At 48.5% G+C, this 17,214-nt stretch carries 18 protein-coding genes, 1 tRNA gene and 4 pseudogenes; 16 read left to right on the forward strand and 7 right to left on the reverse strand.

The genetic code is table 11. The annotated features are described in order from the left end of the window. Positions 1-12 precede the first annotated feature (12 nt). Complete coding sequence (locus OSH03_RS10655) at positions 13-912, reverse strand: hypothetical protein (RefSeq protein WP_266179006.1); 900 nt, start codon at positions 910-912, stop codon at positions 13-15. A gap of 9 nt (positions 913-921) precedes the next feature. Further along, a complete protein-coding gene (locus tag OSH03_RS10660) occupies positions 922-1,545 on the reverse strand; it encodes a phage repressor protein CI (RefSeq protein ID WP_266179007.1) in 624 nt (207 codons plus the stop codon). A 101-nt stretch (positions 1,546-1,646) separates the two neighbouring features. On the opposite strand from OSH03_RS10660, the gene OSH03_RS10665 reads away from it, so the two are divergent. The 12 genes and pseudogenes from OSH03_RS10665 (at position 1,647) to OSH03_RS10725 (ending at position 10,182) form a co-directional block, all read left to right on the forward strand. Continuing rightward, complete coding sequence (locus OSH03_RS10665) at positions 1,647-1,883, forward strand: regulator (protein ID WP_266179008.1); 237 nt, start codon at positions 1,647-1,649, stop codon at positions 1,881-1,883. A 106-nt stretch (positions 1,884-1,989) separates the two neighbouring features. Further along, positions 1,990-2,253: a hypothetical protein gene (locus OSH03_RS10670; protein ID WP_266179009.1), complete on the forward strand. Its 264-nt coding sequence runs from the start codon at positions 1,990-1,992 to the stop codon at positions 2,251-2,253. A 28-nt stretch (positions 2,254-2,281) separates the two neighbouring features. Then, positions 2,282-2,791, forward strand: a complete 510-nt coding sequence (locus tag OSH03_RS10675) for a phage regulatory CII family protein (protein WP_266179010.1) — start codon at positions 2,282-2,284, stop codon at positions 2,789-2,791. Between the two features lie 7 nt (positions 2,792-2,798). Beyond that, a complete protein-coding gene (locus OSH03_RS10680; RefSeq protein WP_266179011.1) occupies positions 2,799-2,999 on the forward strand; it encodes a phage filamentation protein Fil family protein in 201 nt (66 codons plus the stop codon). Beyond that, complete coding sequence (locus OSH03_RS10685) at positions 2,963-3,304, forward strand: DUF5347 family protein (protein WP_000963476.1); 342 nt, start codon at positions 2,963-2,965, stop codon at positions 3,302-3,304. The genes OSH03_RS10680 and OSH03_RS10685 overlap by 37 nt, the downstream gene beginning before the upstream one ends. An 88-nt stretch (positions 3,305-3,392) precedes the next feature. After that, the gene (locus OSH03_RS10690) at positions 3,393-3,599 is read left to right on the forward strand and encodes a DUF2732 family protein (RefSeq protein ID WP_266179211.1); all 207 of its coding nucleotides are present in this window, start codon (positions 3,393-3,395) and stop codon (positions 3,597-3,599) included. Continuing rightward, positions 3,599-3,826, forward strand: coding sequence for a TraR/DksA family transcriptional regulator (locus tag OSH03_RS10695; RefSeq protein ID WP_266179012.1), 228 nt, complete (start codon positions 3,599-3,601; stop codon positions 3,824-3,826). Before OSH03_RS10690 ends, OSH03_RS10695 begins: the two co-directional genes overlap by 1 nt. After that, positions 3,823-4,672 (forward strand): annotated as a pseudogene (locus OSH03_RS10700) (DNA adenine methylase). Before OSH03_RS10695 ends, OSH03_RS10700 begins: the two are co-directional and overlap by 4 nt. Further along, entirely contained in the window at positions 4,669-7,053 is a 2,385-nt protein-coding gene (locus OSH03_RS10705; protein WP_266179013.1) for a replication endonuclease, read from the forward strand. Before OSH03_RS10700 ends, OSH03_RS10705 begins: the two are co-directional and overlap by 4 nt. Before the next feature lie 656 nt (positions 7,054-7,709). Further along, complete coding sequence (locus OSH03_RS10715) at positions 7,710-8,567, forward strand: TIGR04255 family protein (RefSeq protein WP_266179014.1); 858 nt, start codon at positions 7,710-7,712, stop codon at positions 8,565-8,567. Between the two features lie 9 nt (positions 8,568-8,576). Further along, positions 8,577-9,281: a hypothetical protein gene (locus OSH03_RS10720; protein ID WP_266179015.1), complete on the forward strand. Its 705-nt coding sequence runs from the start codon at positions 8,577-8,579 to the stop codon at positions 9,279-9,281. A gap of 55 nt (positions 9,282-9,336) precedes the next feature. Then, positions 9,337-10,182 (forward strand): hypothetical protein, encoded by an 846-nt coding sequence (locus OSH03_RS10725; protein ID WP_266179016.1) that lies wholly within the window; start codon positions 9,337-9,339, stop codon positions 10,180-10,182. Positions 10,183-10,221: 39 nt separating this feature from the next. Here the strand turns inward: OSH03_RS10725 and OSH03_RS10730 are convergent. After that, a pseudogene (locus tag OSH03_RS10730) lies at positions 10,222-11,076 on the reverse strand (phage portal protein); the annotation flags it as partial. Between the two features lie 202 nt (positions 11,077-11,278). On the opposite strand from OSH03_RS10730, the pseudogene OSH03_RS22180 reads away from it, so the two are divergent. From OSH03_RS22180 to OSH03_RS10745, 3 genes and pseudogenes are all read left to right on the forward strand, one after another. Beyond that, positions 11,279-11,522 (forward strand): annotated as a pseudogene (locus tag OSH03_RS22180) (phage late control D family protein); the annotation flags it as partial. A gap of 170 nt (positions 11,523-11,692) precedes the next feature. After that, positions 11,693-11,788, forward strand: a pseudogene (locus OSH03_RS22185) (late control protein D); the annotation flags it as partial. Between the two features lie 69 nt (positions 11,789-11,857). Beyond that, the gene (locus tag OSH03_RS10745) at positions 11,858-12,076 is read left to right on the forward strand and encodes an ogr/Delta-like zinc finger family protein (RefSeq protein WP_266179017.1); all 219 of its coding nucleotides are present in this window, start codon (positions 11,858-11,860) and stop codon (positions 12,074-12,076) included. 133 nt (positions 12,077-12,209) lie between these two features. Here the strand turns inward: OSH03_RS10745 and OSH03_RS10750 are convergent. Next, positions 12,210-12,285 (reverse strand) — tRNA-Ile (locus OSH03_RS10750). Positions 12,286-12,410: 125 nt separating this feature from the next. On the opposite strand from OSH03_RS10750, the gene mug reads away from it, so the two are divergent. Continuing rightward, a complete protein-coding gene (mug, locus tag OSH03_RS10755; RefSeq protein WP_151414041.1) occupies positions 12,411-12,917 on the forward strand; it encodes a G/U mismatch-specific DNA glycosylase in 507 nt (168 codons plus the stop codon). A gap of 102 nt (positions 12,918-13,019) precedes the next feature. On the opposite strand, the gene rpoD is transcribed toward mug, so the two are convergent. The 3 genes from rpoD to rpsU all read right to left on the reverse strand — a co-directional run bounded on the left by rpoD (position 13,020) and on the right by rpsU (position 17,094). Beyond that, complete coding sequence (gene rpoD, locus OSH03_RS10760; RefSeq protein WP_028014473.1) at positions 13,020-14,864, reverse strand: RNA polymerase sigma factor RpoD; 1,845 nt, start codon at positions 14,862-14,864, stop codon at positions 13,020-13,022. Positions 14,865-15,017: 153 nt separating this feature from the next. Further along, a complete protein-coding gene (dnaG, locus tag OSH03_RS10765) occupies positions 15,018-16,763 on the reverse strand; it encodes a DNA primase (RefSeq protein ID WP_003862574.1) in 1,746 nt (581 codons plus the stop codon). Between the two features lie 115 nt (positions 16,764-16,878). Further along, positions 16,879-17,094, reverse strand: coding sequence for a 30S ribosomal protein S21 (gene rpsU, locus OSH03_RS10770; protein WP_001144069.1), 216 nt, complete (start codon positions 17,092-17,094; stop codon positions 16,879-16,881). Positions 17,095-17,214: the final 120 nt, after the last annotated feature.

A 17,214-nucleotide genomic window follows, 5' to 3' on the forward strand; every position in this document is an offset into this window, starting at 1 on the left:
CACGAATTATCTCTAGAAAGGTATATCTTCCGTCAAGTCATATACTTGAGAGGAATCTGTGGGGATGTGAGTGTGTTTGTTTTTATTAACAAAAACATAAACCCTTTTCCCGTCAACTGTTGCTTCACCTTTGAACTTGCCTAAATTATTATTATTCTGATCTCTATATTCTAATTCTAATAATTGTTCAACGCCGTATCTTTGTAGTTGTCTATAGAATCGCCAGTCGTATTCACTTCCATTTGCGCTGTTAGAGGAATTATTGGTAATGCTGTTTTCAGTCCTCATTGAACTGTCAATTTTTTTGCTAATTTCTTGAATGGCTTCAAAAATCAGAGTGTCCTGTGTACTCAAAACAGTTTTTTCACCGACGCTAGCAGGTTGTATTTTTAACAGTTGCACAATTGAATTCACTTCGTCATTATCGGCTTGGAAGGTTGAAGTTAATGCTTTTGTAATGGAGTTTATATTGGCATAAGCATTATCGATACGTAATGAGCTATCATATTCTACATGTCTAAAAGCCTGCACATCAAATGGGTTAGTTGTCTTTTCATCCTTGATAAGCACGGTCTTTTTGTTAAATGCTTGTCTAAGTCCTAACTCATACATTGCGTTAGGGTTGCGGCCACTTAGATCACATATCGCAATATCATACTCCACGATTTTTCGTAATATATCTAAAACGATAAAATTAGAATTTGTGACGTCATCGGCCCTTACTGGTTCAAAACCTGCCTTAATGCAGGCGGGTTTAATTATGTGATTATACACACGATCAAAGTGGCGTGTTTCATACCCAGGCATGTCAGCAATGGGCATTATTATGAAGCATTTGGGTTGACTGATGTTCTCCTGCTCTGTTGGCAGATTATTGTCTGTTTCTTTATTTTCGGTTGTTTTTTTTGACATTGTAGTCCCTTAAATAATGAATTCAGTTTTCGTAATAATTTTACCTAAAACTTTTACATCCGAAGCATTGCATTCAAACGATGCTTTTCCATTTTCGATCCTTACTCGTCCGCCGGGAAATCTATAAACTTCTCTTACACTTGAAATTCTATCGATTTCAATGAACCAGTAACCGTCAACTAGTTCTCCGTCGTACGAGTCTGCAAGAAAGAATGTTTTGTCCAACGTTAGTAAAAATGGTGCATTTAGTCCTTCGGGTAATAAGGCCTTATCTATGAAGACGTCACTTTTGGGATTAATAATCCCATTTGTGATATCGATGTGTTTTATAGAAACAGTCTGCTTTTCTTCGTTACTTGCATGCACAGCTCCCTGTCCAGTACTGAGCCACTGCAAAGATGCTCCCGTTTCGAGATGACAAACGATCACCCAATCAGCTGGAAATGTATCTCGTGAATATCTATTTGCCATGGTGCTCTGTGATACGCCCAGTTGCTTGCAAAGAGAAATCCTCGTGCTGAAGCCATACGCCTTCAAAATGCGCTCTATCACTTCTCTGCCACCCCTGTTATTAGCGATGGCATCCCGAATCGAAGAAAAATCATCTTGTTTCGTTAATTTTTGTGTTGACATGGTTTTTTTTGTGATCCTAACATCTCGATTCAAGATGTTTTGTATAGTGTCTAAAAGTGCTGAATAGTGGGTTCAGCTCATAAACTTTGGGATTTTGCATCATGAATCGTAATTTTTCAATGCGTCCAAGTATCAATCTGGTTGTATCTGAGCCTTTCATCACACTGGATGAATTCTGCCGCCGTACGGGTTACAAGCCCGGATATGTGCGCCAAATGATCCGTGAAAATCGTCTGCCAATACGCAAAAAATCAGGTGTCAACAGCCTTATCGAAATCAACATGTTCGCATTGACGATGGAAGCAGCTCTAGGCTGTGAAATCTCAATACAAGCCTGATAGTTCCATTTTGGGATAGTTAGGGATTAACCACATGTTTGTTTACGTCGTTTCCAAACATGCTGCAGATGAACCCTGAATCGTTTGCATAAGGAAAAGTAACTTTATGGCTTCTGAAATCACCATCTTAAAAATACCTGCAGCAATAGTCACTTTGCAGCACTTTGCGGAACTGGAGGGTATTTCTGTGCGTACAGCTTATCGCTGGACAACAGGGGACAATCCTTGCGTTCCCATCGAGCCACGTAAAATCCGCAAGGGATGCAAAAAAGCCGGAGGGCCAATCCGTATTTATTACGCTCGCTGGAAAGAGGAGCAACTGAGAAAAGCTCTTGGGCATTCCCGTTTTCAACTTGTCATTGGTTCTTAATTCACGGTGAGAATTGTAAGGATTTAATATGTTTGATTATCGCATTTCTCAGCATCCACATTTTGATCAAGCTTGCAGGGCTTTCGCTTTGCGTCACAACATGGCGAAGCTGGCACAGCGTGCGGGAATGAACGTCCAGACACTGCGCAACAAGCTGAACCCGGAGCAACCGCATCAGCTTACGCCACCTGAAATCTGGCTGCTGACGGATATCACTGAGGACTCCACGCTGGTTGATGGTTTCCTGGCTCAAATTCATTGCCTGCCATGCGTGCCACTGAACGAAGTGGCAAAAGAGAAATTGCCGCACTACGTCATGAGCGCCACCGCTGAGATCGGGCGCGTTGCCGCCGGTGCCGTTACTGGTGATGTGAAAACAACCGCCGGACGCCGTGACGTGATCAGCAGCATCAATTCAGTAACTCGTCTGATGGCACTAGCTGCCGTTTCCATGCAGGCCCGCTTGCAGGCCAACCCCGCTATGGCAAGTGCGGTGGACACCGTAACGGGCCTTGGCGCTTCGTTCGGCATCATCTGAGGTGATTATGTTGACTAATAAACCGTCATTCGCATCGCTTTTAGTTAAACAAAGCCAGGGTATGCACTGCGGCCATGGCTGGATTATTGGGAAAGATGGCAAGCGCTGGCACCCGTCCCGCTCTCAGGATGAACTGCTGGCAGGGCTGACCACAACCAAACGGGGGAAACCATGGCTATTGAAGGCGCTGCAGCGACTGTTCCATTAAGCCCGGGTCAACGTATGGAAGGGCTGAACCGAATAGCGGAATTAAGGGCAAATGTGTTTGGTCTGAATATCGAGCCAGAGCTTGAAAGGTTTATTAAAGATATGCGTGACCGCCGCGATATAAACCATAAACAAAATGAGCGGGCACTGGCAGCAATATTCTTTATGGCAAAAATTCCGGCAGAACGTCACGGCGTCAATATTAGTGATCTGACTACTGACGAAAAGCGGGAACTGGTTAAAGCAATGAATCATTTTCGTGCAGTGGTGAGCTTATTTCCCAAACGGCTAACCATGCCGAATTAACCCACAACAGAAATTAATGGCGTAAACCCGCCGGGCATTCTTTTGCCCAAATTCAGGAGAAAGAGAAATGCAGAAAGAATTACCAAAAATGGTTTTGCCAGAAAACGACCAGCTTATGGCGGTGATCGATATTGCCAAACGTGAGGAGCGCAAAGGCCGCGCACTCGCTGTTTCAATCCGCCTTGAGGCGCTGGCAACCCATATCACCTACAGAGGGTTAAACGGTATTGAAGCGGCTGAACTGTTGCGCCGCGAAGCAACCCGCTACGAAAACGAATCTCAGGAGCTGCACTGATGGCTGACTCTATGGACCTCGTACAGCAGCGTGTTGAAGAACAGCTGCAGCGCCATATCCACAATGCCCGCAGCCGAAAGGTTGGGGATTCTTCACTGGAGTGTGAAAGCTGCGGAATTGTCATTCCAGAAGAACGCCGGGCCGCCGTGCCGGGCTGTGATCTCTGCGTTACCTGTCAGGAAATCGCAGAGCTTAAAGGCAAACACTACAACGGAGGTGCTGTATGAGCACCATCCTGAAATGGGCGGGCAATAAAACTGATGTCATGCCCGAATTGATTAAGCACCTTCCTGCTGGCCCGCGACTGGTTGAACCTTTCGCGGGTTCCTGCGCTGTGATGATGGCGACAGACTATCCCAATTATCTTGTCGCGGATATTAACCCTGATTTAATAAATCTATATCGGGAGATAGCAACAAACGCATCAGATTTTATTGAGCGTGCTAAACATCTGTTTAAAACATTCAATAATGAAGATGGTTATTATGATAGCCGGGATTCTTTCAATCACGATAAAGACCCTGAATGGCGCGCGCCGCTGTTTTATTCTTAAATCGCCACTGTTACCGTGGTCTTTGCCGTTATAACAAAAAGGGTGAGTTTAACGTCCCTTACGGTAATTATAAAAAACCGTATTCCCTGAAAATGAAATACGCGCTTTTGCTGAAAAAGCTACCCGCGCCACGTTCATTTGCGCCAGCTATGACGAAACTTTGGCATTGTTAGTGCCTGGGGATGTTATTTATTGCGATCCGCCTTATGACGGTACTTTCAGTGGCTATCACACTGCCGGTTTTACTGAGGACGATCAGTATCATCTGGCCTCTATTCTCGAGCGCCGTGCATTAGAAGGCCATCTGATCATCGTTTCGAACAGCGACACTTTCCTGACCCGTTCCCTGTATCGCAATTTCACTCATAACCGCATTAACGTAAAACGCAGCATTGGTATTGCTGCAGGCGAAGGGAAAACCGCAGACGAACTGATTGCTGTACTCAAACCGAAAGTATGGGCTGGCTTTGATCCAGCTGGCGGCCCTGATTACTCGGTCGTGCATGAGGTGCGCGCGTGAGTCATCACGAAGTTGAAAAGCACGGCGGTGCAGAAGATTCCGCCGCTGCTTTTGCCTGGAATGTACCTAAAAAGGCGATTAACCCCTACATGGACCCGGCGGAAGTAGCGCCGGTTTCTGCGCTTTCAAACCTGATTACTCACTATGCTGCGGATAACGAGCAGGAGCAGCTGCGCCGCGAGGCCCTGAGTAATGAGGTCTGGGAACGCTATTTCTACAATGAATCCCGTGATCCTGTTCAGCGAGAAATGCAGCAGGATCAGCTGATAAGCAGCGCCAAAATGGCCCGCGAGCAGCAGCAATTCAATCCCGATCTGGTCATCGTTGCTGACGTGAGCGCCCAACCGGCGCACATCAGTAAGCCGCTGCTTGAACGGATTAAATATTTCGAGGGCCTGGGCAAGCCGAAGGCTTATTCCCGCTATCTGCGTGAAACCATCAGGCCGTGCCTTGAACGCCTGGAGCGCGTGCGTACCAGCCAGATTTCTGCGTCATTCCGTTTTATGGCGAGCCACGACGGGCTGGAGGGCCTGCTGATTCTGCCGGAAATGAACCAGGAGCAGGTCAAGCGGTTATCTACCCTGGTGGCGGCACACATAAGTATGTGTCTGGATGCTGCCTGCGGTGAGCTGTTTACGGATGAAGACGTTACGCCGGAAGAGATCCGCCGGTCATGGGAAAGGGTGGCCGCTGAGGCCATGCGCCTTGATGTTATCCCGCCTGCTTTCGAGCAGCTGCGCCGTAAAAAGCACCGCCGTAAGCCGGTCCCATACGAGCTTATTCCGGGCTCGCTTGCCCGTATGCTTTGCGCAAACTGGTGGTATCGCAAGCTATGGCAGATGCGGTGTGAATGGCGGGAAGAACAGCTGCGCGCTGTCTGTCTAGTCAACAAAAAAGCGTCCCCGTATGTCAGCTATGAAGCCGTGATCCACAAACGCGAGCAGCGCCGCAAATCGCTGGAGTTCTTCCGCTCGCATGAGCTGATCAATGAAGACGGCGATACGCTGGACATGGAAGACGTGGTGAACGCCAACAACAGCAACCCGGCACACCGCCGTAATGAAATGATGGCCTGTGTTAAGGGGCTGGAGCTGATCGCGGAAATGCGCGGAGACTGTGCGGTGTTTTATACCATCACCTGCCCGTCACGCTTCCACGCAACCCTTAACAATGGCAGACCTAATCCGAAGTGGACCAGTGCCACTGTCAGGCAGAGCAGTGACTATCTGGTTGATACATTCGCCGCTTTCCGCAAGGCCATGCACAAGGCCGGGCTGCGCTGGTATGGCGTCCGCGTGGCAGAGCCGCACCATGACGGCACCGTGCACTGGCATCTTCTGTGCTTCATGCGCAAAAAAGACCGCCGTTCCATCACTGCGATGCTGCGCAAGTTTGCCATCCGTGAAGACCGCGAGGAGTTGGGCACCAATACGGGGCCGCGCTTCAAGTCCGAGCTAATCAACCCGCGCAAGGGCACGCCGACCAGCTACATTGCCAAATACATCAGCAAGAACATTGACGGGCGGGGGCTGGCTAAAGAAATCAGCAAAGAAACCGGCAGATCACTGCGCGACAGCGCCGAGCATGTCAGCGCCTGGGCGTCACTGCATCGTGTCCAGCAGTTCCGTTTCTTTGGTATTCCGGGGCGTCAGGCATACCGAGAGCTGCGCTTGCTGGCTGGTCAGGCGGCGAGAGTGCAGGGTGAACGCAAAGCGGGCGCACCAGTACTGGATAACCCACGTCTGGATGCGGTGCTGGTGGCAGCTGATGCGGGCTGCTTTGCCACCTACATCATGAAGCAGGGCGGTGTGCTGGTTCCCCGCAAACATCACCTTGTCCGCACAGCTTATGAGCATAACGACGAACCGAGCGCCTACGGCGATCACGGTATCCGTATCTATGGTATCTGGTCCCCGATTGCAGAGGGCAAGATTTGCACGCACGCGGTGAAGTGGAAAAAGGTTCGCAAGGCCGTTGACGTTCAGGAGGCGGAAGCCGACCAGGGCGCTTGCGCCCCTTGGACTCGTGGCAATAACTGTCCCCCTGTTGAAAAAACGTACCAGACAGGGGGCCAACTACCGGGCAGCGAAGAACCTGCAGCGCTGCCGGACTTCGAAAACATGAGCAAAAAGGAACTGCGCGAGCTGACGGCAAGGCTGCGGCTGGTTAAACCGAAGCGCCGAAAAGGCTACAAACAAGAAATTACTGAACACCAACGGCTACAACTCGATGCGGAGTTGCTGTCCAGAGGCTTTGACGCCAGTGAAACGGAAGTGGATTTGCTTCTGCGTGGCGGCAGCCTGCCATCTGGAGCCGGGCTGCGCCTGTTCTACCGGAACCAGCGCCTACAGGAGGATGACAAATGGCGTCAGTGGTACTGACGGCTCAGAGAAATGGCATATCTATTAATCAAAGAGTTAGCTGAGTAAAAAACTATTTCAGCTTTAAAATCATATGATGTACTGTATGTATAAACAGTAATATTGGGAGGGAGTTGTGAACGATTTGTTCATGGAGTCACTTGCACTGCAGCGGATAGAACTTATGGCCCGGTTGGTCGCCAGCTCAGATTGTAGCGATGACGACAAGGAGGTTGCGATTTCGTGGCTTTCGGAGCTGACGAGCGACCTGGTTACCAGGCTGAATGAGTATGGAGTGAGGCAAGATGAAAGCACGCATTAGTAATGTTGCACCCTGGGAAACTCCCTCCCGCACGGCATTAAGCGGCATGACGGTGCTGTGCATGTCTATGGTGCATGGATTCGCATGATCCAAATAGGATCGCAACTGGTCGGAGCCGCCAGAACTGGCGCGCTTCCCGGCCCGTCATGCACCTGCATGAAAACCACTACATAAAGCGGGCAGGCGTGGCGGGGATACGAGCGCGCGCACAAGCAAAAATCTATAGGTTGTGTTTTTTTTAAGAAAAAATTCTATATGTAGTATTACCTTCAAGATGAACATAATATTTAGGACGAACGGAACTTATAAGCTATATTATGTCTAAAAAAGTGTCTAACCAGATGAGGCATGATGAATGAGTGGAAGATACATACAGGCACCCCTATCATATGTTGTAGGGAGAATTACAACCAGTGCTTTGGCTGACTTAAAGTCAGAACAGATGGCTGAACTGCAGCAAAGTTTAACTATGCTTGGTTTCATTAACAAGGAAATATCTACTGTTCATGAATTGGATTTTGCAGCATTAAATCCAAGTCTGGATAGCGGTGCACCTTTCAATCAAGTAAAGAGGACCGCTTTTTTAAATATAGATAGTACTAAAGTTATTATTTTTGATTCTGATTCAATTGAATTAAGGACGACTTCTTACATAAAATACGATTATTTTATGGATGATTTTGATTCAGTATTGAAAGCCTTCATTAAATCAGTTCCTGCTTATGGAAAAGCTGCTATTAATGAAGCTATTTTAGCTTACGTAGATGTGATTGTTCCCGTGGGTGAATATCAATTATGTGATTTTTTCAAATACGGAGAAAATGCTTTACCAATGTCTTCTTTCGGTCAAAGAAAGAATATATTCGCTGTAGCAAAGACAGAATTAAATGAGATCATTGATGCAACACATAGAGTCTATGTTTCATTAGAACAGTTACCTCAGCGTATAAGACGCCTCCTTCCTGATGCTATGATGGAGCCTGAATCTAAATTTGTGATGCCAATTTCTATAACACATGAACCAAAAAAAGAAAGCTCTGAGCCATATATTATATTGACCACTCAGGCGGCTCAGCTACATGTAGGCAAAGTTCTTGAAGAAATGAGTGCGCAACAATTGTTTAGTGATTCTCACTTAAATTGTGGAAATGCTTTTAAAGAAATGATAAATAAAGATGTGTGTAACATGGTTTGGGAATATTCAGAAGAGTAAGGAGGGCATATGTCAGCAATTTCTTTTAATGATTTTAATAATGGCTACTTAAGTCCGTTTGCTGGGAAGAATATTGATGCTGCACACGGTAATATAAATAGAGAAGAGCTTTATTTACACGCATATACAACTGAAAATGATAACCCAGTTGGCAGAAAACGTTTTTTCAAAAACATGAGTCTGGATAGAATATTACGTCATCAGTATAGCGACAGGCATGCATTAACATTTATTGAGAATTACGCTCCCGGCGACATAAAGCGTATGCTTCATGGCGACTATTTTTCTCTAATTCAAACGTTTATAGTTGATTCTGCTAACGATTTGGATTGTTATGTCGTTTCAGATATGGTTGAAAAAATCAAAAAGACTTTTGGATTATCAACTTCAAATGTCGCTGTTATAGTTGGTGTCTCGAGAGCTACTATTTATAACCATATTTCTTGTTCATCTAAAGTTGATGTCAGTGATTACCAGAATCTTTTTCACTTAGCAAAAGCTGTGGAAGAAAGAGGGTATAATGTTTCAAAAGGATTGAAATCCGTTTCTGTAGAGGGTAAGACTTTATTGAAACATTTAACTACGGAACCTTTTGAATTTGAAAAACTTATCGAAGTATGTAAAATTGTTTCTTCCAAGCTATCAAGCATGAATACCGCTAGAGCTGCGACTATTTATGATCAAAAATTAACATCAATAATAAGTAATAAATAATTAGAGGTTAATGATGAGCATTTTGATTGATTTAGGGGTCAGGCAGTTCAAGTTTATGTCGCTAGAATTTTGTGACGCTGACTTCATTGCATCTCTGTCGCAACACCGTGCGACAGAGTCTTTTCGTGGTAAGGTTGCCAAGAAAGAGGATTTTCTTTTAATAATCAGCCAAGATTGCGATATAGCTAGCAATTCCTTTGATTATATTGAAGTGCTTGTTTTCAGAAAGGCCAAATCAAAAGATCGTCGCGGGGCAAAATCTATTGAGTATGCTAGGAATGTCCATAAAATTTTCTTGAAAGATAGCGATGATTACGTCTTAAAGAAAGAAGAGGTTAGTCTTTTATCAAAACAATTTTTTATTACAGAATTGGAAAGGTTGAAGCTCAAAGAACAGCTTTATTTGAACGAGTTCAACATTGAAAATAATAAAAGCATCCTATTGTCATGGTTAGTAAACTACTATGCTAGAAGACCTCTGCCTGATGGATTTAATCGGTCGCTCTTTGATAAGTACATAAAAAATCCTGAAGGTCATCCTTTACAGAATTTTTTGATTAAGTATTATAATGAAATTTTAGATGTTTATGCTTTCGTTTATCCTATGGACGAAGAAGATGCATCTGAATATGACGTAACTTTGACTGCATTACTAAGTCAAACTTGTACTGAAGATCAAGGAGAGGCAATTTCAAAAGAACTAGAATTGATTATAAGTGATATCAATAAACAAGATGAAAAGCTAAATATGATGCAGGCCACAGGGAATTGCCTACATGATGCGGCTTTGATGGATTATGCATTAATGCCTCATGAATTTTCAATGGAAAACGAGATTCAAACAAGAAAACTTACATTAGATTTTCTTTGTTGGATGCCTAAAGATGAAGATGAACCCTGAAATTACTCAGGGTATAATTCGATAGGTTAGCATTGATTATCAGTTTTTCACATCTAGTATATAGGGTGAAAAAGTGATAATTTCGTCCTCTATCCATTCATTAAACTCAGTTATTCTTTTTTGTAATGGAATCAATTCGTTGCGAACAAAAACATGGCTAGCCTTTTCGATATCCCCAAACCCCCCAATATTGTTGGGCATAATACCCATCATTTGTGGCGGAACCCGGTGCGCTGCCAACATATCATCACGGCTAACATTTTTGATATTCAGAAACTCATCCTTCGCAGCGACCTCTGACAGCGGGATAATTTGAATCCCGTCTTTTTTCCCGTTCGGAGAGTACATAAATAGGTTGCGGAAATTACCTGGTCCTTTGGCGCTTTTCATGGCCTGGCGGATGTTATTTACGTCCTCTTGGTTCTGCGCAGCGTCGGTCATGTACATGATAAAGCCTGCATGGCTGCCGTTGATGTAATATTTTCGCCGGAATAAAGTCGCGGACTCATTCAACAGGGCGGAAGGTATGGCGGACAGGTATTCCGGTAGGCCATAAATTCCCTGGTTTAAATCTGGTTCCATCAGGTGAAAAATGCTGCCCTTAGTGAACTCATACGGCTGTGTTGTCATCCCATACTGCACAAACCAGTAAGTATCAAGATCCAGGCCACGGCGGGTATATTTCGCCAGTGATGGCTCCAGTGACAGAATGCCGCCGAGGCGGTTAGTACGCTTCTCCAGGTAGGCGTTACCGAATACCAGATAATCTTGCACAAATCGGCTGAATGCCTGCTGGCTAAGCAGTGGATGCGGGATAAAAGTACTGGTCAGGATGTTGCGCTTCACCGCAATCGGTGAACTATGATGTACCGCGGCGCGGTAGGTACGCGCCAGGCGGCGCACGGCGGCGCTGGCTTCGGTTGTGGCCGGAACCCTGGGCATGGCGGCGGCACCTGCAGAAGCTGCGCCCCTGCATCCGTTCAGCCTTCCCGCCATGGCATATCAACAGAGCCAGCCCGCGAAGACTGACCGCGCACCCGCAGTGATGCACTTTGAGACGCACGCGCCGATCACGATTTATGCGCAGCCAGGGCAGAAGCCGTTGCCGGTAGTGACCATCACCCGAAAGGACGGTGACGGGCACCGCTTTACTCTGGCAGACCGTGGCGCTTATACCGGGGTAATTGCCAGCTGGCTGCACACCCGGGAGCCAAAGAAAAAAGAAGTGACGAAAGTTAAGCGCCGCCGCCGGAAGAAAACCGCAAAACCAAAGGAGCCGGAGGCAAAGCAGGGGGACTACCTGGTGGGAACGGACGAAAACGTGCTGGTACTTATGGTCCATTCCGCATCATCTATTGGCTGTTTAAAGCCGCTGACCTTTACCGGCATTTCCGTATAGAGATCGGCCCGGCCTTCTGCGAGCTGCAGCGAGAATGAAGCCACCCCGCGCTGCAGCCGTTCCCACTGCATTTTTGCAGCACGCTCAGCGTTAGCCCTGTTTGCATAGGTCCGGTTAACCACGCTGACCCACACTATCGGCTCGGATAACGGCTTTGTTACCAGCCTTGAGCTTGAAATGAAAATAGATTATTTAGAAATGGAATGAATTTGTTCACAAAATGGAAGTTGGTGTATCATTGTGTGATTGAAAGGGGCTGGAGCGGAGAGAACGGAAATGATGAATTGCCCGAAATGTGGACACGCGGCACATACTCGGAGCAGCTTTCGGGTATCTGAACAGACAAAGGAACGTTACTGTCAGTGCCAGAATATAAACTGCGGCACCACTTTTGTAACGCATGAAACGGTTGTACGTTATATCGCCGCTCCAAACCTAATAAATCAGGCCCCGCCGCATCCAACAGCTGGCGGCCAAGGACATATGAACTTCTAAAGAAACCCGCTTCGGCGGGTTTTTTAATGGCACTATAAAAAAATCTGCTGCCATTTTGCTGCCAATGGCGATAACGTAAACAAAAAAGCCACTCGCGAGAGTGGCTTAAATGGATGATTCTAAAGCTAAAATTTGGTGGCCCCTGCTGGACTTGAACCAGCGACCAAGCGATTATGAGTCGCCTGCTCTAACCACTGAGCTAAGGGGCCGTGGCGGTGAATTATAAAGTAACTCCCCGCAGCAATCCAGCCATTCACTCCTGCTTGCTGTTTTTATAAACAACGCATAATCAATCCTTTATACTTCTCTAACGATGTATCGATCGGGAGTAAAGATGATCAACGATATTCTTGCACCAGGCCTGCGGGTGGTGTTTTGCGGTATCAACCCGGGCAAGTCCTCGGCGCACACCGGTTTTCACTTTGCCCATCCGGGAAATCGCTTCTGGAAGGTGATCTACCAGGCCGGGTTTACCGACAGGTTACTCAAGCCGGAAGAGGAGCAGCATCTGCTGGATACGCGCTGCGGGATCACCATGCTGGTCGAGCGGCCTACGGTGCAGGCGAGCGAGGTCAACCTGCATGAACTGCGCAGCGGCGGGCGGGAGCTGGTTAAGAAAATTGAAGACTATCAGCCCGCCGCGCTGGCGATCCTCGGTAAGCAGGCCTACGAGCAGGCGTTTAGCCAGCGCGGGGCTAAGTGGGGTAAGCAGAATATAAGCATCGGCGTGACGCAGGTGTGGGTGCTGCCGAATCCGAGCGGGCTCAACAGGGCGACGCTGGATAAGCTGGTGGAGGCGTATCGGGAGCTTGATGAGGCGCTGATGGTGCGGGGGCTTTAGCTCCTCTGCGGCCTGATACCCTCACCCTGGCCCTCTCCCACAGGGATAGGGAATAAACAAAAAAAAAGCTCCCGATTGGGAGCTTTTTGCTGTTTACCTGGATTAGTCGTCCAGGAAGCTACGCAGCACTTCAGAGCGGCTTGGATGACGCAGCTTACGCAGCGCCTTCGCTTCGATCTGACGGATACGTTCGCGGGTCACGTCGAACTGTTTACCCACTTCTTCCAGCGTGTGGTCGGTATTCATGTCGATACCGAAACGCATACGCAGCACTTTTGCTTCACGGGCGGTCAGGCCAGCCAGGACGTCGTGCGTGGCAGCACGCAGGCTCTCGGTGGTGGCAGAGTCCAGCGGCAGCTCGAGGGTGGTATCCTCGATGAAATCACCCAGATGCGAATCTTCATCATCACCGATTGGCGTTTCCATGGAGATTGGCTCTTTGGCGATCTTCAGCACTTTACGGATCTTGTCTTCCGGCATCAGCATGCGCTCGGCCAGCTCTTCCGGCGTCGGCTCGCGGCCCATCTCCTGCAGCATCTGGCGGGAGATACGGTTGAGCTTGTTGATGGTCTCAATCATATGCACCGGAATACGGATGGTGCGCGCCTGGTCTGCGATAGAGCGGGTAATCGCCTGACGGATCCACCATGTTGCGTAAGTGGAGAACTTGTAACCACGACGGTATTCAAACTTATCTACCGCTTTCATCAGACCGATGTTGCCTTCCTGAATCAGATCCAGGAACTGCAGACCGCGGTTGGTGTATTTCTTGGCGATAGAGATAACCAGACGCAAGTTCGCTTCAACCATCTCTTTCTTCGCACGGCGGGCTTTCGCTTCACCGATGGACATACGACGGTTGATGTCTTTGACCTGCTCGATGGTCAGGCCGGTCTCTTCTTCAATCTGCTGCAGCTTCTGCAGACCGCGATAGACATCGTCCTTCACATCGTGAAGTTTTTCAGACCACGGCTTGTTCATCGCGATAGCCGCGTTGAACCAGGTTTCGCTGGTTTCGTTGCCGGTGAAGAGGGTGATGAAGTTCTTCTTCGGCATTTTGCACTGCTCAACGCACAGCTTCATGATGATGCGTTCCTGGGTGCGTACGCGATCCATCATCACGCGCATGCTGTTAACCAGGTAGTCGAACTGTTTTGGCACCAGGCGGAACTGTTTGAACACTTCAGACAGCTTCAGGATCTCTTCCTGAGCGGCGGCATGGCTGCGGCCTTTCGCTTTGATGGTGTCACGCGTTACTTCGTACTGGGTGCGCAGCTCGGCAAACTTCTCACGCGCCAGTTCCGGGTCGATGCTGTTGTCATCATCCGCGCTGTCGTCGTCTTCTTCCTCATCTTCGTCTTCGTCGTCATCCATCTCTTCCTGAGACAGCTCAGAACCGACGTGAGTGGCGGTAGGCGCCATATCTTCTTCAGCGTTCGGGTCGACAAAACCGGTGATCAGATCGGACAGGCGCGCTTCTTCCGCTTCAACGCGATCGTACTGCTCCAGCAGATAGGTGATCGCTTCCGGGTACTCAGCAACAGAGCACTGAACCTGGTTGATCCCGTCTTCGATGCGTTTTGCGATGTCAATTTCGCCTTCGCGGGTCAACAGTTCAACGGTACCCATTTCGCGCATGTACATGCGGACCGGGTCAGTGGTACGCCCGATTTCAGATTCCACGCTGGACAGTACCTGTGCAGCAGCTTCTTCCGCATCTTCGTCAGTGTTGTTGGAGGTTTCAGCCAGCAACAGATCATCGGCATCCGGTGCTTCTTCCATCACCTGAATGCCCATGTCATTGATCATTTGGATGATGTCTTCGATTTGATCTGAATCGACGATATCTTCCGGCAGATGGTCATTGACCTCGGCATAGGTCAGATAGCCTTGCTCCTTACCGCGTTGGACAAGAAGTTTCAGCTGTGACTGCGGGTTTTGCTCCATAAGACGGTATCCACACTTAATTCGTTTGATTGGTGTCGGCGATGGGGCTGCCAACCTTTAAAGCGAGGGCGTACTTATATTTTTGCCGCTGCCTCTCAGTGCGGCTGCCGGGGGCTTCCCGATCGATATTCGGCACTTAAGCCGTTAAATTTTTTATTTCTTCGCCAGTTCCTGGTTAATCATCCAGAGCTCTCGGCGTTCTTCGCTGCTTAAGCCGTGCGTGCGCTCGCGAGCTATCAACTCTTCCTGGCGCAGCTCAAGCATCGAATCAAACATATGGTTGAGCGAGTCGGTGAACGTTTTTTCTGCAATATCCTTATCTGCTATATCGTCCCACATCGACAGTTTTTCAAGGGTAGCGGCCTCTTTTGTGCCGCGATAATGCTCTAAAAGTTGTCCGGTGGTCAGACCTGGCTGAGACAAACAAGTGTTGACCAGTTCTGAAAATAAGCCAAGTCCGGGCAACTTTTCATGGTTCAAACCCGCCAGCGACGGCACTTGCGGAGCAAGCTCGGGGTTTTGTACCAGCAACCCTATCAGTATACGCATGGTTGTGCGTTTTAGCTGAGGCGCGGGGCGAACCGTGCCGTTTTCAGCCTGTTTAGGCATTAAACGTTCAAGCTGGCTATCATCCAGAATGCCAAGCTTGTTGCCTAACTCCTGACGCAGGTAGATGCGCAGCGTTTCGCCAGGCACCTGGCTGATTAACGGCAGCGCCAGCGTACTGAGCTGCGCGCGCCCGTCAGGGGTACTCAAATCAACCTGCGGCATCAGGCTGTTAAACAGAAACGTGGAGAGCGGCTGTGCCTGCTCCATCCGCGCTTCAAATGCCGCTTTGCCCTCTTTACGCACCAGCGTATCCGGGTCTTCACCGTCGGGCAGGAACATAAAGCGTAGCTGACGCCCGTCGGTCATATACGGCAGCGCGGTTTCCAGCGCTCGCCAGGCGGCGTCGCGTCCGGCCCGGTCACCGTCGTAACAGCAGATGACGTTGTTGGTCACCCTGAACAGCAGTTGAATATGATCGGCGGTGGTGGACGTACCTAGCGACGCAACGGCGTAGTTAATGTCGTACTGCGCCAGCGCAACGACGTCCATATAGCCTTCGACGACCAGCAGACGCGGAGGTTCCGCGTTGTCCTGCTGCGCCTCATAAAGACCGTAAAGCTGGCGGCCCTTATGGAAAATATCGGTTTCCGGAGAGTTGAGGTATTTCGGCAGGGCGTCACCCAGCACGCGACCACCAAAACCAATTACCCGGCCACGCTTGTCGCGGATCGGGAACATCACCCGTTCACGGAAGCGGTCGTAGCTTCGTCCCTGGTCGTTGGTGACCAGCATGCCTGCGTCGATGAGAGATTTACGATCTTCGCTATTGCCGCCAAAACGCTTTAACACGTTGTCCCAGCCGGGCGGGGCGTAACCAATAGCGAAACGCGCAATTACATCGTCGCTCAGTCCGCGCTTGTTCAGATACTGACGCGCAGGCTCAGCCGCAGAGTGCTTAAGAGACTGTTGGTAAAACGAATTCAGGCCATCCATCAGTTGATACAGCGTTTGCCGCTGATGGCGCTCGATCTGACTTGGCCCACTGCCTGCTTCATAAGGCACTTCAAGGTTATGCATCGCCGCCAGCTCTTCGACGGTTTCAACGAACTCGAGCTTGTCGTAGTTCATCAAAAAATCGACGGCATTACCGTGTGCGCCACAGCCGAAGCAATGGTAAAACTGCTTTTCACCGTTTACGGTGAAGGAGGGGGTTTTTTCGTTATGGAACGGACAGCACGCATGGTAGTTCTTGCCCTGCTTTTTCAGCTTTACCCGCGCGTCGATGAGATCGACGATGTCGGTTCTGGCGAGCAGGTCATTGATGAAAACGCGTGGGATTCTTCCGGCCATATGCCCCAAAAATTTAAGCGACTTATAAACGAAAACAAGCCGCGCATTCCTTCCGGAAGCACGGCCTTACGACTACTACTCTGTCTGTCAATTGAGGGCGTTGACCCTCAAGAGATTAGTACAGACGAGTACGGCGTGCGTTTTCGCGAGCCAGTTTCTTCGCGTGACGTTTCACAGCGGAAGCTTTAGCGCGCTTACGTTCGGTCGTTGGTTTTTCATAAAACTCACGACGACGAACTTCAGCCAGAACACCTGCTTTCTCGCATGAACGTTTGAAGCGACGCAGTGCTACGTCGAACGGCTCGTTTTCACGTACTTTAATTACCGGCATGTAACTCTCACCTTTAATAAATTCGGTTTGCCGCTGGCATCAACGCCAGCTTATTTCAAAATGGTGCGGAATTTTACTGCAAATGCTGCTGCTTTGTAAAGCACCGATGCGATTTTGAAA

The organism is Enterobacter nematophilus, assembly GCF_026344075.1.
Lineage (GTDB): Bacteria > Pseudomonadota > Gammaproteobacteria > Enterobacterales > Enterobacteriaceae > Enterobacter > Enterobacter nematophilus.

Excerpts from the sequence above, each read along its gene's own strand:
- OSH03_RS10655 (WP_266179006.1), bottom strand. The coding sequence starts at position 912 with ATGTCAAAAAAAACAACCGAAAATAAAGAAACAGACAATAATCTGCCA.
- OSH03_RS10660 (WP_266179007.1), bottom strand. The coding sequence starts at position 1,545 with ATGTCAACACAAAAATTAACGAAACAAGATGATTTTTCTTCGATTCGG.
- OSH03_RS10665 (WP_266179008.1), top strand. The coding sequence starts at position 1,647 with ATGAATCGTAATTTTTCAATGCGTCCAAGTATCAATCTGGTTGTATCT.
- OSH03_RS10670 (WP_266179009.1), top strand. The coding sequence starts at position 1,990 with ATGGCTTCTGAAATCACCATCTTAAAAATACCTGCAGCAATAGTCACT.
- OSH03_RS10675 (WP_266179010.1), top strand. The coding sequence starts at position 2,282 with ATGTTTGATTATCGCATTTCTCAGCATCCACATTTTGATCAAGCTTGC.
- OSH03_RS10680 (WP_266179011.1), top strand. The coding sequence starts at position 2,799 with ATGTTGACTAATAAACCGTCATTCGCATCGCTTTTAGTTAAACAAAGC.
- OSH03_RS10685 (WP_000963476.1), top strand. The coding sequence starts at position 2,963 with ATGGCTATTGAAGGCGCTGCAGCGACTGTTCCATTAAGCCCGGGTCAA.
- OSH03_RS10690 (WP_266179211.1), top strand. The coding sequence starts at position 3,393 with ATGGTTTTGCCAGAAAACGACCAGCTTATGGCGGTGATCGATATTGCC.
- OSH03_RS10695 (WP_266179012.1), top strand. The coding sequence starts at position 3,599 with ATGGCTGACTCTATGGACCTCGTACAGCAGCGTGTTGAAGAACAGCTG.
- OSH03_RS10715 (WP_266179014.1), top strand. The coding sequence starts at position 7,710 with ATGAGTGGAAGATACATACAGGCACCCCTATCATATGTTGTAGGGAGA.
- OSH03_RS10720 (WP_266179015.1), top strand. The coding sequence starts at position 8,577 with ATGTCAGCAATTTCTTTTAATGATTTTAATAATGGCTACTTAAGTCCG.
- OSH03_RS10725 (WP_266179016.1), top strand. The coding sequence starts at position 9,337 with ATGTCGCTAGAATTTTGTGACGCTGACTTCATTGCATCTCTGTCGCAA.
- OSH03_RS10745 (WP_266179017.1), top strand. The coding sequence starts at position 11,858 with ATGATGAATTGCCCGAAATGTGGACACGCGGCACATACTCGGAGCAGC.
- mug (WP_151414041.1), top strand. The coding sequence starts at position 12,411 with ATGATCAACGATATTCTTGCACCAGGCCTGCGGGTGGTGTTTTGCGGT.
- rpoD (WP_028014473.1), bottom strand. The coding sequence starts at position 14,864 with ATGGAGCAAAACCCGCAGTCACAGCTGAAACTTCTTGTCCAACGCGGT.
- dnaG (WP_003862574.1), bottom strand. The coding sequence starts at position 16,763 with ATGGCCGGAAGAATCCCACGCGTTTTCATCAATGACCTGCTCGCCAGA.
- rpsU (WP_001144069.1), bottom strand. The coding sequence starts at position 17,094 with ATGCCGGTAATTAAAGTACGTGAAAACGAGCCGTTCGACGTAGCACTG.